Here is a 17715-nt window from a genome sequence, read left to right as displayed (position 1 = left end):
GTGCCATGGATGATGTGCTGATCGATCAAGTGAGCCGGCTGCTCGCCCACGAGGCGACGGACGCGCGCCTGCGCGCGGCGCGTGCAGGCGGCCGAGCGGACGGCTGGGACGCCATCACCGCTGCCGGCCTGCCGCTGGCGCTGGCCAGTGAGGCGGCGGGCGGATTGGCGCTGGATGCGGCGACCGTGCTGGCCATCGCCCGCGCGCACGGCAAGGCCGGCGCGCCGTGGCCGCTGGCCGAAGCGATGATCGACGCGGCGCCAGACTGTCCGGCCGAGCTGTGGGCGCCGGCGCTGGCCACCGCCGAGATCGCCGGCCTCGCCGAAACCGTGCTGGCGCTGACCCTGGAGTGGACCCAGACACGCCAGCAGTTCGGCAAGCCGCTGTCGAAGAACCAGGCGGTGCAGCACAGCCTGGCGCAGATGGCGGCCGAAACCGCTGCAGCCGGCGCGGCGGTCGGGCTAGCAGGATTGGGGCTGGCGGGTGAAAACTGGGCGATGGTGGCCGCCGGCAAGGCCCGCGCCAGCGAAGCGGCCGGCGTGGTCGCGGCGCTGGCGCACCAGTTGCACGGCGCCATCGGCGTGACGGCGGAGCATCGCCTGCACCTGTTCACGCGTGCGCTGTGGCAGCGCCGCGATACAGCCGGCAGCGAACATGACTGGCACACACGGCTGGGGGCTGACGTGCTGGCGCGCGGCAGCCTGTGGCGGCTGGCGACGGATGAACCGCTGCTCGGTCTCGCCGAACCGGCCACGGCCGGTGATCGTTTCCGCTTTCCGGTGGTGGCCGAAACCGCCGCGCGCGCCGATTTGCGTGCCGACGTGCGGGATTTCCTGGCCGAGGAACTGGCCGCCCTGCCGGCGCAGGTGCGCGCCCACAGCTGGAACGGCCACAGCCCGGATTTCAGCCACAAGCTGGGCGAACGCGGTTGGCTGGCGATGACATGGCCGAAGGCGGTGGGCGGGCACGAGAAGAGCGCGCTCGACCGGCTGGTGGTGATCGAGGAATTGCTCGCAGCCGGTGCGCCAGTGGCGGCGCATTGGATCGCGGATCGCCAGACCGGGCCGTTGCTGCTCAAATTCGGCACGCCGGCGCAGCAAACGGCCTACCTGCCCGCCATCGCGCGCGGCGAATTGTTTGCCTGCATCGGCATGAGCGAGCCGGGGGCGGGATCGGACCTCGCGGCACTGACCACCCGCGCACGCCCGGTCGAAGGCGGCTGGCGGGTGAATGGGACCAAATTGTGGACCACCTATGCCCACAAGGCGCACGCCATGCTGCTGCTGTGCCGTACGGGTGAGGGCCAGCGGCATGAGGGCCTCAGTCAGTTGCTGGTGCCGATGGACAGCCCGGGCCTGAACCTGCGCCCGATCATCGATCTGATGGGCGAGCATCATTTCAACGAAGTGCATTTCGATGATGTGTTCGTGCCCGCCGATGCGCTGGTGGGCGCGCAGGGCAATGGCTGGGCGCAGGTGATGAGCGAGCTGGCCTATGAACGCTCCGGCCCCGAACGCTTCCTGTCGACCCTGGTGCTGGCCGAGGAACTGGTGGCGGCGCTGTCCCAAGACGCGGCGGCGGCACATGCCCCCATCGGTCGGCTGGCGGCACACCTGATGGTGCTGCGGTTGATGGCGCGCGGCATGGCGGCCTTGCTGGAAGATGGTGAGGACCCGGCGCTGGAAGCGGCGATGGTGAAGGATCTGGGCGCGACCTTCGAACAGGCCATCCCCGAAATCGCCCGCAGCCTGTTGCCGTTGATCCCCGATCCGCCCGCATCGTTGCTCGCCACGCTGGACGCCACGGTGCACATAGCGCCGATGGTGTCGTTGCGCGGCGGCACCCGCGAAATCCTGCGCGGGATCATCGCACGCGGGCTGGGGGTGCGGTGATGGCCTGTCCTACACCGCCAAAGCCTGTCGTCATGGCCCTGCCCCTGATGCTGGCCCCCGTTGCTGGCCGGGACGCTGGCCAGCGCAGGCGGCCAGCTGCTGAAAATTCCCCAATCCTGCACGATTCGTCCAAACTGGCAAAACTTGGGAGCGTTGATTCGGGCCGCAGCGGCCAACGCGCAAATCCCTGAAAACAGACCGGGAAATTGAAATGACCGACCATGTTCTCTACCACCGCGATGGCCACATCGTCACGCTGACGCTGAACCAGCCGGAACTGCGCAACCCGGTGTCGGATGACGACATGGTCGATGCCATCCTGGCGGCGTTGGTGCGGCTGGAGAATGACCCGGAGGCGCGGGTGGCGATCCTGACCGGCGCCGGCAGTGCCTTTTCCTCAGGCGGCAATCTCAAGAAGATGGCCAGCGGCGACGGGCTGGCCAGTGCGTCGCCGATCAAGACCCGGCGCAACTATCTCACCGGCATCCAGCGCCTGCCCCGCGCCTTTGCCGCGCTGGAAGTGCCGATCGTGGCGGCGGTGAACGGCCCGGCCATCGGTGCCGGCTGTGATCTGGCCTGCATGTGCGACATTCGCGTGGCCGGCGAAAGCGCGAAGTTCGCCGAGAGCTTCGTGAAGCTTGGTATCATCCCCGGCGATGGCGGCGCCTGGCTGCTGCCGCATGTGGTGGGCCACGCCAAGGCCGCCGAAATGGCGCTGACCGGCGACATGGTGGACGCCGCCGAAGCGCTGCGCATCGGGCTGGTGAGCAAGGTGGTGCCGGATGCGGAATTGCTGGATGCGGCCCGCGCCTATGCCGCTCGCATCGCTGCGAACCCACCGCAGGCGGTGCGGATGACCAAGCGACTGCTGTGGGAAGCCCGGCAGGCCAGTCTGGAAACGGTGTTGCAGCTTTCGGCCGCGATGCAGGCGCTGGCGCACACGACCATCGATAACAAGGAGGCGATGACGGCCTTCCTCGAAAAGCGTCCGCCCCAGTTCAGCGGGCAGTAGTTCAGCGGGCGTTGAGGTCCCTGCGATGCAGGGTTGCCATCCCGATCACCACCAGGAAGGGCTGCATCACGAAGGTCGCAAAGCCCGCTGTTGTGGCCATGCCGGTGGGCCCGGCGATGGCCCGCCACGCCACTTCCAGGCCCAGCATCACGGCCGCCAGGAATAACGCATCGGATGACAGGCGGTGCAGGCGCAGGCTGGTCAGGCCCCAATCCAGCAATGTTCGCGCCAGGCAATAGAAGATCAGCAGCCAGCAGATATTGCCGGCCAGATGGCTTTCATCCCAACGCCCCAGAAAGCTGCCAAGATGGCCCTGCACCACCAGCCACAATGCCGACATCACCAGAAAGGCACGCTGCACCCAAACAACGCCGACGACGTCGGTTTCACGCTTGTCTATCACTATCGCCACCCGCAACTTCACTACGCCTCGGATGACATTGTCGCTGGTTTAAGTAAAAGGCCGGTTAATCGCCCAACCAATCGGCCAATATGCTCTGCTCGTCTTCGCCCACGCGGGGCGGCGGACGGCGCATGGTGGCCGGTGTGGCGCTGAGTTTGCCGGGAAAGGCCACGCTGGGAATATGGGCGCCGTCGGCCCGCACGAAATCATGCACGACATTGCGGGCAGTGATGAACGGATCGGCGAACACCTCGCTCACCTTGTTCACCGGGCCGGCCGGAACGCCGGCGGCGGCCAGCCGATCGATCAGTGGCAGGCCGGGTTCGTTCGCCACCAGCCGCTGCACTTCGGCTTCGATGGCGTCGCGGTTGATGAGGCGGGCGCTGGCGGTGACGAAGCGTTCGTCCTGCGCCAGTGATGGCACGCCCATCAGCGTGCAGAAGGCGCGGAACTGGCCATCATTGCCGATGGCGATGATGATGGTGCCATCGGCAACGTCGAAGGTCTTGTAGGGCACCACCGTGGGGTGGCGGTTGCCGAGCCGACCGGGATCGACGCCTCCCACCAGCCAGTTCATCGCCTGGTTGGCGAGGCAGGCGATCTGGGTGTCGAGCAGGCTGATATCGATCTGCTGGCCCTCCCCGGTCCGCTCGGCATGGCGCAGCGCGGCCAGGATGGAAATGGTGGCATAAAGCCCGGTGGTGACATCGGCCATGGCGACCCCGGCGCGCAGCGGTTGGCCGCCCTCTTCGCCAGTGATGGCCATGAAGCCGCCCATGCCCTGCGCCACGAAATCATAACCGCCGCGGCTGGCATAAGGCCCGGTTTGCCCGAAGCCGGTCACGGAACAATAGACGAGACTGGGCTTCAGCACTTTCAGGCTTTCCCAGTCGAGGCCATATTTCTTCAGGCCGCCCACCTTGAAATTCTCGATGACGATATCGGCCTTCAGCGCCAGTTCGCGCAGCAGCGCGGCGCCTTCGGACGAGGCAAAATCGACTGCAATGCTGCGCTTGTTGCGATTGGCAGCGAGATAATAGGCCGAAGTGCCGATCTCGTCCTGCCCGTCAGCACCTTTCAGGAAGGGTGGGCCCCAGGCACGGGTATCGTCGCCGCGGCCGGGGACTTCCACCTTCACGACGTCGGCACCCAGATCAGCGAGGATCTGCGTGCTCCAGGGCCCGGCCAGCACGCGCGACAGATCAAGCACACGAATGCCGGCCAGCGCGGCGGGAGCGGTCATTTCAGTCATGATCTGGAGTAACCGGAAAAAGAAAACGGTGCCAGTCCGCAAGGACTGGCACCGCTCCTAGCCCCCGACCGGGGTTAGCCGTTGCTGAAGGGCGGTTGCCCCGATCTGGAGAAATTTGCCGCGATCGTGACTGATGCCCCCGTACGCGACTGACTCCCCCGAATCACACTCGCCTCCTTGTTACCAAACTGTGAAGGCCCAAGAAAGCGGAAAGAAGTTAACAACTTGGCACAGAGGTAATCAGACCCTTTCAAAGATGGCGGCCAGTCCTTGTCCACCGCCAATGCACATGGTCTCCAATCCAAAACGGGCCTTTCGTCGCTGCATTTCGTGACACATCGAAGCCAATATGCGGCCACCGGTTGCGCCGATCGGATGGCCAAGACTGATGCCTGAACCGTTGACATTGAGCTTGTCGGGATCGTGCCAACCCCAACCCTTCAACACCGCCAGCACTTGCGGCGCAAAGGCTTCGTTCAATTCGACCAGATCAATATCGTCCCATTTCATGCCGGTCCGCGCGAACAACCGCTCCACCGCCGGCACCGGGCCGATACCCATGCGCGATGGATCGCAGCCGGCCGCCGCCCAGCCGGTCAGCCAGGCCATGGGTTCCAGGCCCAGCGGTTCCAGCAGTTCCTCGGCCACCACCAGGCAGGCCGACGCGCCGTCGTTCTGCTGGCTGGCATTGCCGGCCGTCACCACGCCGTCCTTCTCGATGGATTTCAACAGCGCCAGGCTTTCGGGCGTTGCATCGGCTCTGATCCCCTCGTCCGCCGCAAACAGGATGGGCGGGCCCTTCTTCTGCGGGATGTCCACCGGCACCAGTTCATCGACGAATTTGCCGTCTGCCCAAGCCTTGGCGGCGCGCTGGTGGCTTTGCGCGGCATAGGCATCGCATTCTTCGCGGCTGATGCCGTAGTCCTTGGCCAGGTTGTTCGCGGTTTCAATCATGCCGGAAATCACGCCGTAACGGCTTATTGGCTGGCTCATCACCCGGCCGCGCACCAGGCGGTCGTGGAAAGTGGTGCTGCCCATGCGGGCGCCATTGCGGTGATCGGTGCTGTAATATTCAACTTGGCTCATGCTTTCGACACCACCGGCCACCACGATATCGGCCGCGCCTGTCGCCACGCGCATCGATGCATCGATCACCGCCTGCAGGCCCGACCCGCAGCGCCGATCGAGCGAGACGCCTGGCACGGATTCGGGAAAACCCGCAGCCAGCCACGACCAGCGCGCCACGCACGGCGCTTCGCCGTTGGGATAGCCATGGGCGAACACCACGTCGTCCACGCGTTCCGGATCAATCTTGGTGCGCTCCATCAGCGCCTTCAGGATGATCGCGCCCAGTTCGCCGGCTGGGAACCCCGCCAGCGACCCGCCAAAGCGCCCGACCCCGGTGCGAATGGGGGAAACAATTGCAGCACGGCGCATCAGCTCTTCTCCCGCATCATGGACTTGGCGATGATGGTCTGCTGGATCTGGCTGGTGCCTTCATAGATCCTGAGCAGCCGTACATCGCGATAGAAACGTTCCACCTTGTATTCGGCCATGTACCCCGCGCCGCCGTGGATCTGCACCGCGCGGTCCGCAATACGGCCCACGGCTTCGCTGGCGTGGAGTTTCAGCACCGAACATTCGCGCGCTGTTACCTCGCCCGCATCAAAGCGCGCAGCGGTGCGTTCGAGCAGGGCAGCGGTGGTCAGCCGATCCACCTCCATGTCGGCCAGCATTGCCTGCACCAGCTGGAAATCACCGATGCGCTGGCCGAACTGCTGGCGTTCCATGGCGTAAGCGAGGCTCATCTCGATCAGCCGGTCTGCCATGCCCAGCGCAACGGCAGCGATGTGGATGCGGCCGCGATCAAGCACCTTCATGGCGGTGCGGAAGCCCTGGCCCGGCACCCCGCCGATGATATTGGCGGCCGGCACCATCACGTCTTCCAGGATCACGTCGCAGGTCTTGGCGCCGCGCTGGCCCATCTTGCGATCGGGCTTGCCCAGTGAAATGCCCGGGCTGTCGGCCGGCACGATGAAGGCACTGATGCCGGCGGCGCCCCTGTTGCCCGGATCGGTGCGCGCCATCAGGGTGAAAACAGTCGCACGCGGGGCGTTGGTGATGTAGCGCTTGGTGCCATTGATGCGGAAATATTCGCCTTCCTGCACCGCCGAACAGCGCAAGCTGGCCGCATCCGAACCCGCCCCTGGTTCCGTCAGCGCAAAGCTGGCGATGGCTTCACCCGTGGCGAATTTCGGTAGCCATTCGGCTTTCTGCGCCTCGGTGCCGTCGATCATGATGCCCTGGCTACCGATGCCGACCGTGGTGCCAATCAGGCTGCGGAAGGTGACGCTTGCGCGGGTAAGGATGCGCACCAACTGCGATTCCTCCGACATGGTCAGGCCAAGACCACCAAACTCTTCCGGCACCGACAGGCCAAACAGGCCCATCGCCTTGAATTCGGCTACGATATCGGGCGGGATATCGTCGGCTTCCTCCACCGCGTCTTCGGCCGGGATCAGCCGTTCCTCGACATAGCGGGCCAGCTGGTCCTTCAGCAGACCAAAGGTTTCGGTGTCCATCGCATCACCCCGCGTTCGCTTGCATCGCCACCGTGCCGTCACAGCGCAGCGCCTGCAAGCCATCATCACTTGCTGCCAGCGCAATCGGCTGGCCGGCGAACAGCGGCGCCTGGGCACGGAAGGCGAATGTCTTCGCCGGGCCATGCCTCCGTTCCCAAAGCCCCAGCAATTGCGCCGCCACCAGTGGGCCGTGGACGACAAGGCCGGGATACCCTTCCTCGCCCGCCGCATAGGCCAGATCATAATGGATGCGGTGGGCGTTGGCGGTGGCGGCGGAAAACAGGAAGAGCTGGACCGGACCAGGCGTGAAACCGGCATCGCGGATGGGTGGCGGGCTGGCCGGCACCGGCAGCGGTACTGGCGGACCATCGTCGCGCCACACGATCGTCTGCACCTCCTCCAGCGCCTTCTCGCCTTCCTGCCATATCTCGATCCGCACCTGGCCCAGCAGCAAGGTGCCGGTCTTGCCGGTCTTTGGCGTCAGGCTTTCGAGCAGGCGCATCTGCATGGCCGGCATGCCGGCGATCAGCGGGCGGTGGAAGCGATAGTCCGCGCTGGCGAACATGCGGCGCGGCAGCGACACTGGCGGGAAGAAACCACCGCGCACCGGGTGACCATCCACCCCGCGCGGGCCGGGCGACGGCAGAAACAGCGCCAGATGGCCCAGCGGCGGCCAGCCCAGCGCCTCGACATCCCAGTTCAACGCTTCGGCCAGCCGCACCACATCCGGGCCGTGCAGCACCTCCTCGCGCCATTCCGGCTTGGCACACCAGCTTTGCCAATGGGCGATGTCGGCAGGCGTCATGCCACCAGCCCTTCATCGTGCAGCCGCCCGATGGCACCGCTGGCAAGACCCAGCACTTCAGCCAGCACGGCATCGGTATCCGCACCCAATTGCGGCGCCGGACGCACCGGGCCGCGCGGTTCGCCGGCCAGCATCGCGGCCGGACCGGCAGCGGGATAGGTGAGACCGGATTTGTGCGTGATGGTCTGAAATTGCGGGTTGGCGGTGAACAGCCGCGCATCACCGCGCACGGCCTGCGCCAGCGTCTGGTATGGCCCCCAGGTGACGCCGGCCGCATCCAGCCGGGGCGCGAGATCGGCCAGTTTCTGCGCCGCCATCGCCGCTTCGAACAGCGGGAACAACAGGCCGCGATGGATGAAACGGGCGCCTTCATCGGCCGTGAAATCGGCGCCAGTCGCGGCCTCCATTGCCGCCACGGCCTCATTCAAACCAAGCGCCGCCACCAACCCGCGCCACTGCTTCGGCGTGATGGCGACAAGGTAGATGCGCTGCCCATCAGCCGTGGCGAAATCGCGCCCGAACGCGCCGAACAGATCATTGCCCAGTCGGCCCCGGTCGCCTTGCAACAGGGCTTCTGCCGCAAAGCCGAGATGCGACATCGAGGTGGCGGCCAGATCGGAGAGTGGCACGCGGATTTCCGCGCCCTCCCCCGTCTGCTGGCGGCGATGCAGGGCGCTGACCATGGCAAAGGCCGCCCAGGTGCCGCCCAGCAGATCCCAGGCCGGCAACACGGCATTCACCGGGCGCGTGTCGTCAACCGGCCCGGTCATTGCTGGCACACCCACGGCGGCATTCACCGTGTAATCCAGCGCCGGCTTGCCATCCGCCCAGCCCATGATGCGGGCGGTGATGATGTCGGGCCGCCGGGCAGCGAGGTTGGCGTGGGACAAGAAGCCCTCCACCGGAAAGTTGCTCAGGAACAGGCCGGCCTCGTCGCCCGGCGCGGTGGCCAGCGCAAGCGCCAGTTCACGCCCTTCCGGCCGCGACAGGTCGATCTGGATGGAGCGCTTGGCCTTGTTCAGCCCCTCCCAATAGAGGCTGTCACCCGCATCGGTCAGCGGCCAGCGTCTGTAATCCGGGCCGCCACCGATCTGGTCGATGCGGATGACGTCGGCGCCCATCTGGGCCAGATACAGGCCCCCGGTCGGCCCGGCGACAAAGGCCGCCGCTTCAACGACGCGCAGGCCGGAGAGGAGCTGGTACATCAGCCCCTCCCCCGCTCTGCAATCACATGCGCTCGATGATGATCGCCGGGGCCATGCCGCCGGCGGCGCACATGGTGACCAGGCCGCGCTTCAGGTCGCGGCGCTCCAGTTCATCGAGCACCGTGCCAATCAGCATCGAACCGGTGGCGCCGATCGGATGGCCCAGCGCGATGGCGCCGCCGTTCACGTTCACCTTGTCGCGATCCAGCTTCAAATCACGGATGAACTTTTCTGCAACCACGGCAAAGGCTTCGTTGATTTCCCACAGATCGATATCGTCCACCGTCAGGCCGGCCTTGGCCAGCGCCTTGCGGGCGGCCGGCACCGGCGCGTTGAGCATCAGCGTCGGGCAATCACCCATGTTGGCCATGGTCACGATACGGGCGCGCGGCTTCAGGCCGTTCTTTTCGGCATAGGCCTTGCTGGCCAGCAGCACGGCAGCCGCGCCATCGACCACGCCTGACGAGTTGCCAGCGTGGTGCATGTGCTCGATCTTCAGATCGGGGTATTTGGCGTTGATCAGCTTGCGGAACGTCGTGCCCTGCGTGTCCAGCGGCATGTCCGCGATCTTGGTGAAGCTCGGCTCCAGCGCGGAAAGGCCTTCCATCGTGGTCTGCGGACGCGGGAACTCTTCATGATCCAGCGCCAACGTGCCGTCCTCGCGGTAAACCGGGATCACGCTCTTGGAAAAGCGGCCTTCGGCAATGGCTTGCGCTGCGCGCTTCTGGCTTTCCAGGCCCAACGCGTCAACATCGGCGCGGCTGATGCCTTCCATGCTGGCGATGGCGTCACCGCACACGCCCTGGTGGCTTTGCGGGTGGTGCGCCTGCAGGCGGGCGTTGCCGCTGCCCATCATCATCGGCGGCAGGCCGGCGGCGCGCTCTTCCTGCGCCATGGTGGCGGTATAGCTCATCATTTCGGTGCCGCCGGCGATCAGCAGATCTTCCATGCCGCTCATGATCTGGGCCGAGGCCAGATTGACGCTGGTGATGCCACCGCCGCAGAAACGGTCCAGCGTCATGCCGCTGGCCTTCAGATCATAGCCGGCATCGAGCGCGGCCATGCGGCCGAGGTCGCCGCCCTGCTTGCCCTTCTGGGTGGAGGTGGACCAGATGATATCGTCAACTTCTGCCGTATTCAGATGGTTACGCTCGGCAATGGCCTTCAGCACGGCGGCGGCGAGGTGCTGCGGGTGCATGTCGGCCAGGCTGCCCTTCCCCACCTTGCCAATGCCACGCGGCGTGCGGACGGTATCGATGATATAGGCTTCGGCCATTGAAACTCTCCTTGGATTGCTGGGCGCACCCTACGCTTGTGATTGGCCCCGTCGATTGCGGTTTTTGGCAGTCTCAATAGCTTTTCGGCAAGCCCAGCACATGCTCGGCGATATAGGCGAGGATCAGGTTTGTGGAGACCGGCGCCACCTGATAAAGCCGTGTTTCCCGGAACTTGCGCTCAATGTCATATTCGGCGGCAAAGGCGAATCCACCCAGAGTCTGCATTGCCGCCTCGCCGGCCTGCCAACTGGCTTCGGCGGCGAGCATCTTGGCCATGTTGGCTTCAGCCCCCGCCACTTCGCCGGACTCATAGCGACGGCAGGCATCGGCAACGACCAGCTTTGCGGCATGGGCGCGGGCGTGGGCCTGCGCCAAGGGGAACTGGATGCCCTGGTTCTGACCGATGGGGCGCCCAAACACCTGGCGCTCCTTGGCGTAACTGGTTGCACGATCGAGAAAAAACCGCGCATCGCCAATGCATTCGGCGGCGATCAGGATCCGCTCTGCGTTCATGCCCGACAATATGTAGCGGAAGCCCTGCCCTTCCTCCCCGATGCGATTGGCGGCGGGGATCTTCACATTGTCGAAGAACACCGCCGTCGTGCCATGATTCATCATGGTTTCAATGGGTTGTATCGAAAGACCGGGACAGTCCCGCATGTCGAGCAGGAACACCGAAAGCCCCTCGGTCCGCTTGGCGACCTGATCCTTGGGCGTGGTACGGGCCAGCAGCACCATCAGATCGCTCTGCGCGGCGCGACTGGTCCAAATTTTCTGACCATTTATCAAATAGTTGTCACCATCCCGCACCGCCGTCGTGCGCAAGCTCAGCGTGTCACTGCCCGATGTCGGCTCGGTCACGCCAAAAGCCTGCAGGCGCAACTCGCCGCGCGCAACCGCAGGCAAATATTGGGCTTTTTGCGCCGCCGAGCCATGGCGCAGCAACGTGCCCATCACATACATCTGCGCATGCGCCGCTGCGCCATTGCCGCCGCTGGCGTGGATTTCCTCCAGGATCGCGCAGGCGGCCGAAAGCGGCAGGCCAGAGCCGCCAAACTCCTCCGGAATCAGCGCAGAAAGCCAGCCTTCGCGCGTCAACGCCTCTACGAATTCAATGGGATAGGTACTATCCTTGTCTTTCGCCCGCCAATATTCGCCGGGAAAGCCAGCGCAGAGTTTCGCCACGGCGGCGCGGATATCAGGCCAATCGTTCATGCCCCCATCAGGCCCTGCTACAGCCCAACCGGCAAGCCCTTCTGTTGATCAGGGTTAGTCACTGCGCTGGACATCGGCGGCGGCATCGTTGGTCGATCGCGGCGGTGCAATGATCTCCACCGGCGCATCAATGGCCCGGCCCGCCGCCGCCGCGACGCCGTCCGCGCCTTCATGGCCAAACCAGCTGCGCAGCCTGATATCCTGCTGAGGATAAGGGATTTCAATGCCATGGCGGCGCAAGGCATCATCCAGCGCCCAGCAATAGGCCGCCATCATGCTGCCCGGCCGCTTCACCGCATCCAATGAAGGCCACACCACCAGTTCAAAATTCAAGGCAGATTCACCGAAGCTGGTCAGCCAGACCTGGGTGCGGCGGTCGCCATCATCGGGTTGGGTGAACAGCACGGCCCGCGCCGCCTCGAGCGCTGCGGTGCGCACCTTTTCCTTGTCGCTGCCATAGGCGACAGTGAACGGCACATGGATGCGGCGCGAGACACGGTCGCGGGTCCAATTGGTCAACTTGCCGCCCAGCAGCAGCGCATTGGGCACCAGCATTTCAACATAATCATTTGTTCTCAATGTGGTAGCCCGTGGACCGATCGCCACCACCAGCCCGGCGGCGCCATCCTCCAGCTCAACGAAGTCACCCACTTCGATGCTGCCATCAAACAGCAGGATCAGGCCATAGACGAAGTTCTTCACCACATCCTGCAGGCCAAGGCCGATGCCCACACCCAGCGCGCCGGCAAAAAGGGATAGGGCCGACAGATCAACCCCCAGCGCCGAAATCACCCCCGCCAGCGCGCCAATCACCACCAGGTAACGCGCAACCTGCCCCGCCACATAGATGGTGGCCGCCCGCCCCTCGCCGGATCGCGCCAGGCTACGCTTGGTCAACTGCCTGATAAACCATATGAAAGCGATGGATACGGCAATCACTGTGGCCGCCGCCACCAGCTTTTCGGGGGTCAGGCTGAACGCGCCGATTTTCAGCAGCGGCTGATCAAGCGCCTTGTCGAGATCGAGGGCAAATGCCGTCATGTGAGCCAGCCTACCGGCGCCGGCCCTTGCCGGCAACCGCGCGAGCGGGCAGCATCGCCGACATGGACGCCCTGCCGATCATGATGGACTGGCTCGCCCCCCAGCTGGGCGCAAAGCCGCTGATCATCGGCCTTGCCGGCGCGCAGGGATCGGGCAAGTCCACGTTGGCGGCAGGGTTGGCGCAGCGGCTGCCGTCATGTGCCGGCCCGCTGCCGGCCGCTGGCGGCGCGGTGCCGGCGGCTGGCGCCATCGCGGCGCCTGTGGCCGTCACGGTTTCGCTCGACGATTTCTACCTGACAAAGGCCCGCCGGCAGGCCCTGGCCGCCCACGTCCACCCGCTGTTCGCCACCCGCGGCGTGCCCGGCACGCATGATCTGCCGCTATTGCTGGACGTGTTGCTGCGCATCCGCTCCGGCCGGCCGGTGAGCCTCCCCGTGTTCGACAAGCTGGCCGACGATCGCCTGCCCCCGCAGCACTGGCGGCACTTCCCCCGGATCGACGTGCTCATCCTGGAAGGCTGGTGCATCGGCGCCCGCCCGCAGCCTGCCGCCCTGCTCGCCGAACCGATCAACGCGCTGGAAGCCACCGAAGACCCGCATGCGATCTGGCGCACCCACGTCAACCAGGCGCTCGCTGGCCCCTACCAACGCGCCTGGGCGATGCTCGATGCGCTGGCCTTCCTCGCCGCCCCCGATTGGGACACCGTCCCCCGCTGGCGCACCCAGCAGGAAGCCGGCCTCACCCGTGCCACCGGCCGGCCGGGCATGGACGCCGCCGCCCTCGCCCGCTTCTGCGCCCACTACGAACGCCTGACCCGCTGGCAACTGGCCAACACACCGCGCCACGCCGGGCTCACCCTGCGGCTGGATGGGCAGCGGCGGATGATCGGCGTCCGCTGAACGGAGAGAAGGAAAAGTGGCCTCCGGCGGCCAGGGTCGCAGACCCTGGACCCGTTTGCTTTCAGGCAGGCTCGATCCCGAACATCATTCAACCGGACAGATACCGAAAGCGGGTTGCCAAGGGCTCAGCCCCTGCCCGCCGAAGGCATCCTGCTTGCCAGCAGCGCGCAACCGGGCAAACATCGCCGCAATGAGGGGAACTGGCGAATGTCACAGGAAATAAATCGGCGGGTGATGCTCGCAGGTGCGGCATCGGCGGCAGCGTTGCCGGTTTCGGCGGCAACGCCAAGCTTGCGGGTGGATGGCGAACGCCTGCGCACCACGCTGGAAGGCCTCAGCCGTTTTGGCCGGCCGGAGGGCGGGACCTTTGCCGATGGGGTGAGCCGCACGGCGTACTCGGATGCCGATATCGGCGGGCGGGCCTATGTGATGGGCCTGATGCGCGAGGCCGGGTTGAACCCGGTGATCGATCCGGCCGGCAACATCATCGGGCGGCGGCCGGGCACAGACGGGTCCGCCAAGCCGATCATCATCGGATCGCATATCGACAGCGTGCGCGCCGGCGGCAATTTTGATGGCGATGTGGGTTCGATGGGCGCGCTGGAAGTGTTGCGTACCCTGGATGATCGCAAGATCAGGACGCGCCACCCGGTCGAACTGGCGATCTGGTCAAACGAGGAAGGCGGCACCGTGGGCAGCACCGCCTTTGCCGGCCGGCTGGAGCCAGGCGCGCTCGACAATCTCTATTACGGCATCAAGCTGCGCGACGGGCTCAAACGCATCGGCGGCGATCCGGAACGCTTGGCCCAGGCGGCGCGGCCGGCGGGATCGATCCACGCCTATCTGGAACTGCACATCGAACAGGGCGGCATTCTGGACCGGGAGCATGTCCCCATCGGCGTGGTGGACGGGATCGTGTGCATCGACCGTTACGACGTGACCATCACCGGTTTCGCCAACCACGCTGGCACCACGCCGATGCCCGGCCGCCGCAACGCGCTGATCGCGGCGGCGCGCCTGATCGAAGCGGTGGACGCCATCGTGAAGCGCGAACCCGGCCGGCAAGTGGGCACGGTGGGGCAACTGGCGGTGTTCCCCAATGCGCCTAACGTCATCCCCGGCCGGGTGGAAATGACGGTGGAATTGCGCGACCTGTCCGCCGACAAGGTCGCCGCGCTGGGCCAGGCCGTGCAGGCCCGCGCCCGCGAGATCGCCGCCGAGACCGGCACGGAGATGAAATTCCACCTGACCGAGCATATCGAGCCGGCGCTGGCCACACCGGCCATCCAGGCCCACATCGAAGCCGCCGCCAGAACCCTCGGCCTGCCCTTCATCCATCTGCCCAGCGGCGCCGGCCACGATGCGCAACTGCTGGCCAAACTCGGCCCGATGGGCATGATCTTCGTGCCCAGCATCGCCGGCATCAGCCATTCGCCGAAGGAGCTTTCGACGTGGAGCGAGTGCGCAAATGGGGCGAATGTGTTGCTGCACACGCTGCTGGCGGTGGATGCGGCGGGGGTGTGAAAGGGCGCCCCTCCTTTCCAAACGATCGTCGCCCCGGACTTGATCCGGGGCCCCGCTGCTTTTCTGCTGCGGGCGGAGACCGCCTCTCCCTCCAAGCTGAGGAAGCGGGGCCCCGGATCAAGTCCGGGGCGACGTTGGGGTAGAGAGCGAACCAAGACGAAAGTGGGTGCAGGGCCTCAGGCCCTGCCCGCCGGAGGCATCCTTCTTGAATACTCAGCCCGCCCCAAACGCCGGCGTGTCCGGCCCGTTGGCGTAGCCGGAGATGAAGGGCTTGATACCGCCTTGCGCCGGATAGACGTGGCGGGGGTGGAGCCCGATGTTGGTGCCGTAGACGTGGATGCTCACCGAGACAGCGTCGGCAATGGCGTTGGAAACCTTGTGGATGTCGCCAACATCAGGCCCGACCAGTTCGACGGCGCCAGGGTGGAGCGTGTGGCGATCGCCGACGGGGCGCGGTGGGGTGGTGCCGTCGGCCAGATAGGCTTGGCTATGTTCGGCGCCGCGCAGCACGCCGACGGCGCCCCAGACGCCGTGGTCGTGGATGGGAGTCGCCTGCCCCGGGCCCCAGACGAAGCTGACGATGCTGAACCGCCCCGCAGGATCGGCGTGGAGCAGATATTGCTGATAATGATCGGGGTGCGGCTGGGCATAGGCGGGCGGTAGCCAATCATCGCGCGCGACCAGGCGGGCCAGCGCGGCGGCAATTGTTTCATGCGCGGCGGGCTGGGCCAGGGCTTGGCGCACCTCCGCGATGAAGCGGGTCAGGGGTTCAGGCGCTGGGGTCATGGCAGGGCGCAGTGTGGCGCAGGGCCGAGCCTGCGTCAAAAGCCGGCTTTCATGTGATGCGTTCGGGTGCCACTCTGCCGGGGAATTGATCAATGGGGGCAGGCATGAAGCGGTTTTTGATGGGCACGGCGGTTGTGGCGCTGGTGGCGGCGCCGGCTCTGGCGCAGGATGCGGCCTATATGCCGGTGAGCATCGATGCCGCGAAGGGCCGCGTGCTGCTCACGGTGCCGGCGCTGGATACGGATATTCTTTACTACGTCAGCCTGGCCAGCGGCGGCGGATCGGTGGAACTGCCGTTTGATCGCGGCACAATGGATAGCAGCCTGATCCACTTCCGCCGCGTGGGCAGCAAGATCCTGGTGGAGGAGCAGAATCTCGCCTTCCGCAGCCTTGCCGGCGATGCCGCGCACAGCCAGGGCGTGAAGGACAGTTTCCCCACCTCCATCATCGCCAGCCTGCCCATCGAGAGCGATGCCGGCGGGAAGATCGTGGTGGATGCGACCGCACTGGTGATGCGCGATGCGGCGGGGGTGGAGGCGATCATGCGCCGGGCCAACCAGGGCGCGTACAAGTTTGATGCTGGCCGTTCGGCGCTGAACGCGGCGCGCACCAAGGCCTATCCGCTGAATACTGAGCTGGAGATTTTCGCCACCTTCACCGCCGACAATCCCGGTGGGCTGGTGCGCGAGGTGGCGCCCTCGCCCGGCCTGGTGACGATGCGGGTGCACCACAGTTTCCTGAAGGCCCCCAGCGGTTACACGCCGCGCGTGGCGGATCCGCGCATCGGGGTTTCCACGCTGAAGTTCAAGGATTTCAGCGCGCCGTTTTCGAACGGCATCGATACCGAGTGGGTGACGCGCTGGCGGCTGGAGAAGAAGGACCCGGGCGCGGCGCTTTCCGAACCGGTGACGCCCATCACCGTCTATTTCGATCCCGCCATCCCGGCGCCGGTGCGCCACGCCATGAAGCAGGGCCTGCTGTGGTGGAACAAGGCCTATGAAGCGGCTGGTTTCCGAAACGCGCTGGTGGCGAAGGACGCGCCGGCGGACATGGATGCGCAGGATATCCGCTATAACTACATGCAGTGGATCAACCGCGATGAGCGCGGCTTTTCATCGGGCGGTTCCTATCGCGATCCGCGCACTGGCGAGATTTTGGGCGCGAAAGTCCGGATGGATTCGCACCGCATCCGCACCGTGGGCAATTATTGGGATGCCTATGCCGGCGGCCTGCCGGGCGATGGCAGCGGCGTGACGGTGGCGGACGGGAGCCTCGTGAACGGCCAGTTCGCCGCCATGCCGCAGGGGCAGCGCGACATGGTGCTGCTGCGCCAGGCGCTGCTGACGGCGCATGAATTTGGCCATGCGCTGGGTTTTGGGCATAATTTTGCCAGCAGCCTGAACAATCGGGCCAGCGTGATGGAGTATCCGACGCCGCGGGTGACGGTGAAGGGCGGCAAGCTGGACCTCTCCGAGAGTTTCCAGAAGGCCATCGGCGCGTATGACACGATGATGGCGCGTTATGCCTATACGCCGCTGAAGGACGAGAAGGCCGAGCTGGACGCGATCATTGCCGACATGCGCAAACAGGGCCTGCTCTATGTGCCCGAAACAGATCCGCGCTGGACCTGGTATGATGATCGCGCCACGCCGGCAGAGGGCCTTGCCGAAGCGCTGGCGGCGCGGCGGATCATGCTGGCCAATTATGGGCCGGAAAGCGTGCTGCTGCCGGGCGAGCCTGTCGGGGAATTGCGCAACCTGCGGCTGTGGATGGCCTATCTCCATCACCGCTATCAGGTTGAATCGGCTGTGAAATATATCGG

The 17715-nt window shown here is 65.7% G+C and carries 15 protein-coding genes; 5 read left to right on the top strand and 10 right to left on the bottom strand.

Annotation, left to right across the window (positions count from 1 at the left end):
* Positions 1–5: 5 nt before the first annotated feature.
* Together RT662_RS00670 and RT662_RS00665 are read left to right on the top strand one after the other, a co-directional pair.
* Complete coding sequence (locus tag RT662_RS00670) at positions 6–1892, top strand: acyl-CoA dehydrogenase family protein (protein WP_313668268.1); 1887 nt, start codon at positions 6–8, stop codon at positions 1890–1892.
* Positions 1893–2103: 211 nt separating this feature from the next.
* Positions 2104–2904: a crotonase/enoyl-CoA hydratase family protein gene (locus tag RT662_RS00665; RefSeq protein WP_313668267.1), complete on the top strand. Its 801-nt coding sequence runs from the start codon at positions 2104–2106 to the stop codon at positions 2902–2904.
* 1 nt (position 2905) lies between these two features.
* Here the strand turns inward: RT662_RS00665 and RT662_RS00660 are convergent, their stop codons facing one another.
* The 9 genes from RT662_RS00660 to RT662_RS00620 form a co-directional block, all read right to left on the bottom strand.
* A complete protein-coding gene (locus RT662_RS00660; RefSeq protein WP_313668265.1) occupies positions 2906–3307 on the bottom strand; it encodes a hypothetical protein in 402 nt (133 codons plus the stop codon).
* A gap of 64 nt (positions 3308–3371) precedes the next feature.
* Positions 3372–4559 (bottom strand): CoA transferase, encoded by a 1188-nt coding sequence (locus RT662_RS00655; RefSeq protein WP_313668264.1) that lies wholly within the window; start codon positions 4557–4559, stop codon positions 3372–3374.
* 240 nt (positions 4560–4799) lie between these two features.
* Entirely contained in the window at positions 4800–5996 is a 1197-nt protein-coding gene (locus RT662_RS00650) for an acetyl-CoA C-acetyltransferase (protein WP_313668262.1), read from the bottom strand.
* The gene (locus RT662_RS00645; protein WP_313668260.1) at positions 5996–7141 is read right to left on the bottom strand and encodes an acyl-CoA dehydrogenase family protein; all 1146 of its coding nucleotides are present in this window, start codon (positions 7139–7141) and stop codon (positions 5996–5998) included. The genes RT662_RS00650 and RT662_RS00645 overlap by 1 nt, the downstream gene beginning before the upstream one ends.
* 4 nt (positions 7142–7145) lie before the next feature.
* Positions 7146–7946 (bottom strand): hypothetical protein, encoded by an 801-nt coding sequence (locus tag RT662_RS00640; RefSeq protein ID WP_313668258.1) that lies wholly within the window; start codon positions 7944–7946, stop codon positions 7146–7148.
* Complete coding sequence (locus tag RT662_RS00635) at positions 7943–9151, bottom strand: CoA transferase (protein ID WP_313668257.1); 1209 nt, start codon at positions 9149–9151, stop codon at positions 7943–7945. The genes RT662_RS00640 and RT662_RS00635 overlap by 4 nt, the downstream gene beginning before the upstream one ends.
* Positions 9152–9173: 22 nt before the next feature.
* The gene (locus RT662_RS00630; protein WP_313668256.1) at positions 9174–10427 is read right to left on the bottom strand and encodes an acetyl-CoA C-acetyltransferase; all 1254 of its coding nucleotides are present in this window, start codon (positions 10425–10427) and stop codon (positions 9174–9176) included.
* A 73-nt stretch (positions 10428–10500) separates the two neighbouring features.
* Entirely contained in the window at positions 10501–11643 is a 1143-nt protein-coding gene (locus RT662_RS00625) for an acyl-CoA dehydrogenase family protein (RefSeq protein WP_313668255.1), read from the bottom strand.
* Positions 11644–11697: 54 nt separating this feature from the next.
* Positions 11698–12684, bottom strand: a complete 987-nt coding sequence (locus tag RT662_RS00620) for a mechanosensitive ion channel domain-containing protein (protein WP_313668253.1) — start codon at positions 12682–12684, stop codon at positions 11698–11700.
* A gap of 62 nt (positions 12685–12746) precedes the next feature.
* Between RT662_RS00620 and RT662_RS00615 the strand changes: the two genes are divergently transcribed.
* Together RT662_RS00615 and RT662_RS00610 are read left to right on the top strand one after the other, a co-directional pair.
* Complete coding sequence (locus tag RT662_RS00615) at positions 12747–13583, top strand: kinase (protein WP_313668252.1); 837 nt, start codon at positions 12747–12749, stop codon at positions 13581–13583.
* 207 nt (positions 13584–13790) lie between these two features.
* Positions 13791–15107: a Zn-dependent hydrolase gene (locus RT662_RS00610; protein ID WP_313668251.1), complete on the top strand. Its 1317-nt coding sequence runs from the start codon at positions 13791–13793 to the stop codon at positions 15105–15107.
* Positions 15108–15320: 213 nt separating this feature from the next.
* Here RT662_RS00610 and RT662_RS00605 read toward each other — a convergent pair whose 3' ends face one another.
* Positions 15321–15893 carry a cysteine dioxygenase gene (locus RT662_RS00605; RefSeq protein WP_313668250.1) on the bottom strand — a complete coding sequence of 191 codons (573 nt, stop codon included), beginning with the start codon at positions 15891–15893 and terminating at the stop codon, positions 15321–15323.
* A gap of 104 nt (positions 15894–15997) precedes the next feature.
* Here RT662_RS00605 and RT662_RS00600 point away from each other — a divergent pair.
* Positions 15998–17715, top strand: a 1718-nt coding sequence (locus RT662_RS00600) for a DUF5117 domain-containing protein (RefSeq protein ID WP_313668249.1), incomplete at its 3' end; no start/stop codon positions are given.

It is taken from the genome of Sandarakinorhabdus sp., assembly GCF_032115815.1.
Classification (GTDB): domain Bacteria; phylum Pseudomonadota; class Alphaproteobacteria; order Sphingomonadales; family Sphingomonadaceae; genus Sandarakinorhabdus.
This window is presented reverse-complemented; position numbering and strand designations above follow the sequence as displayed.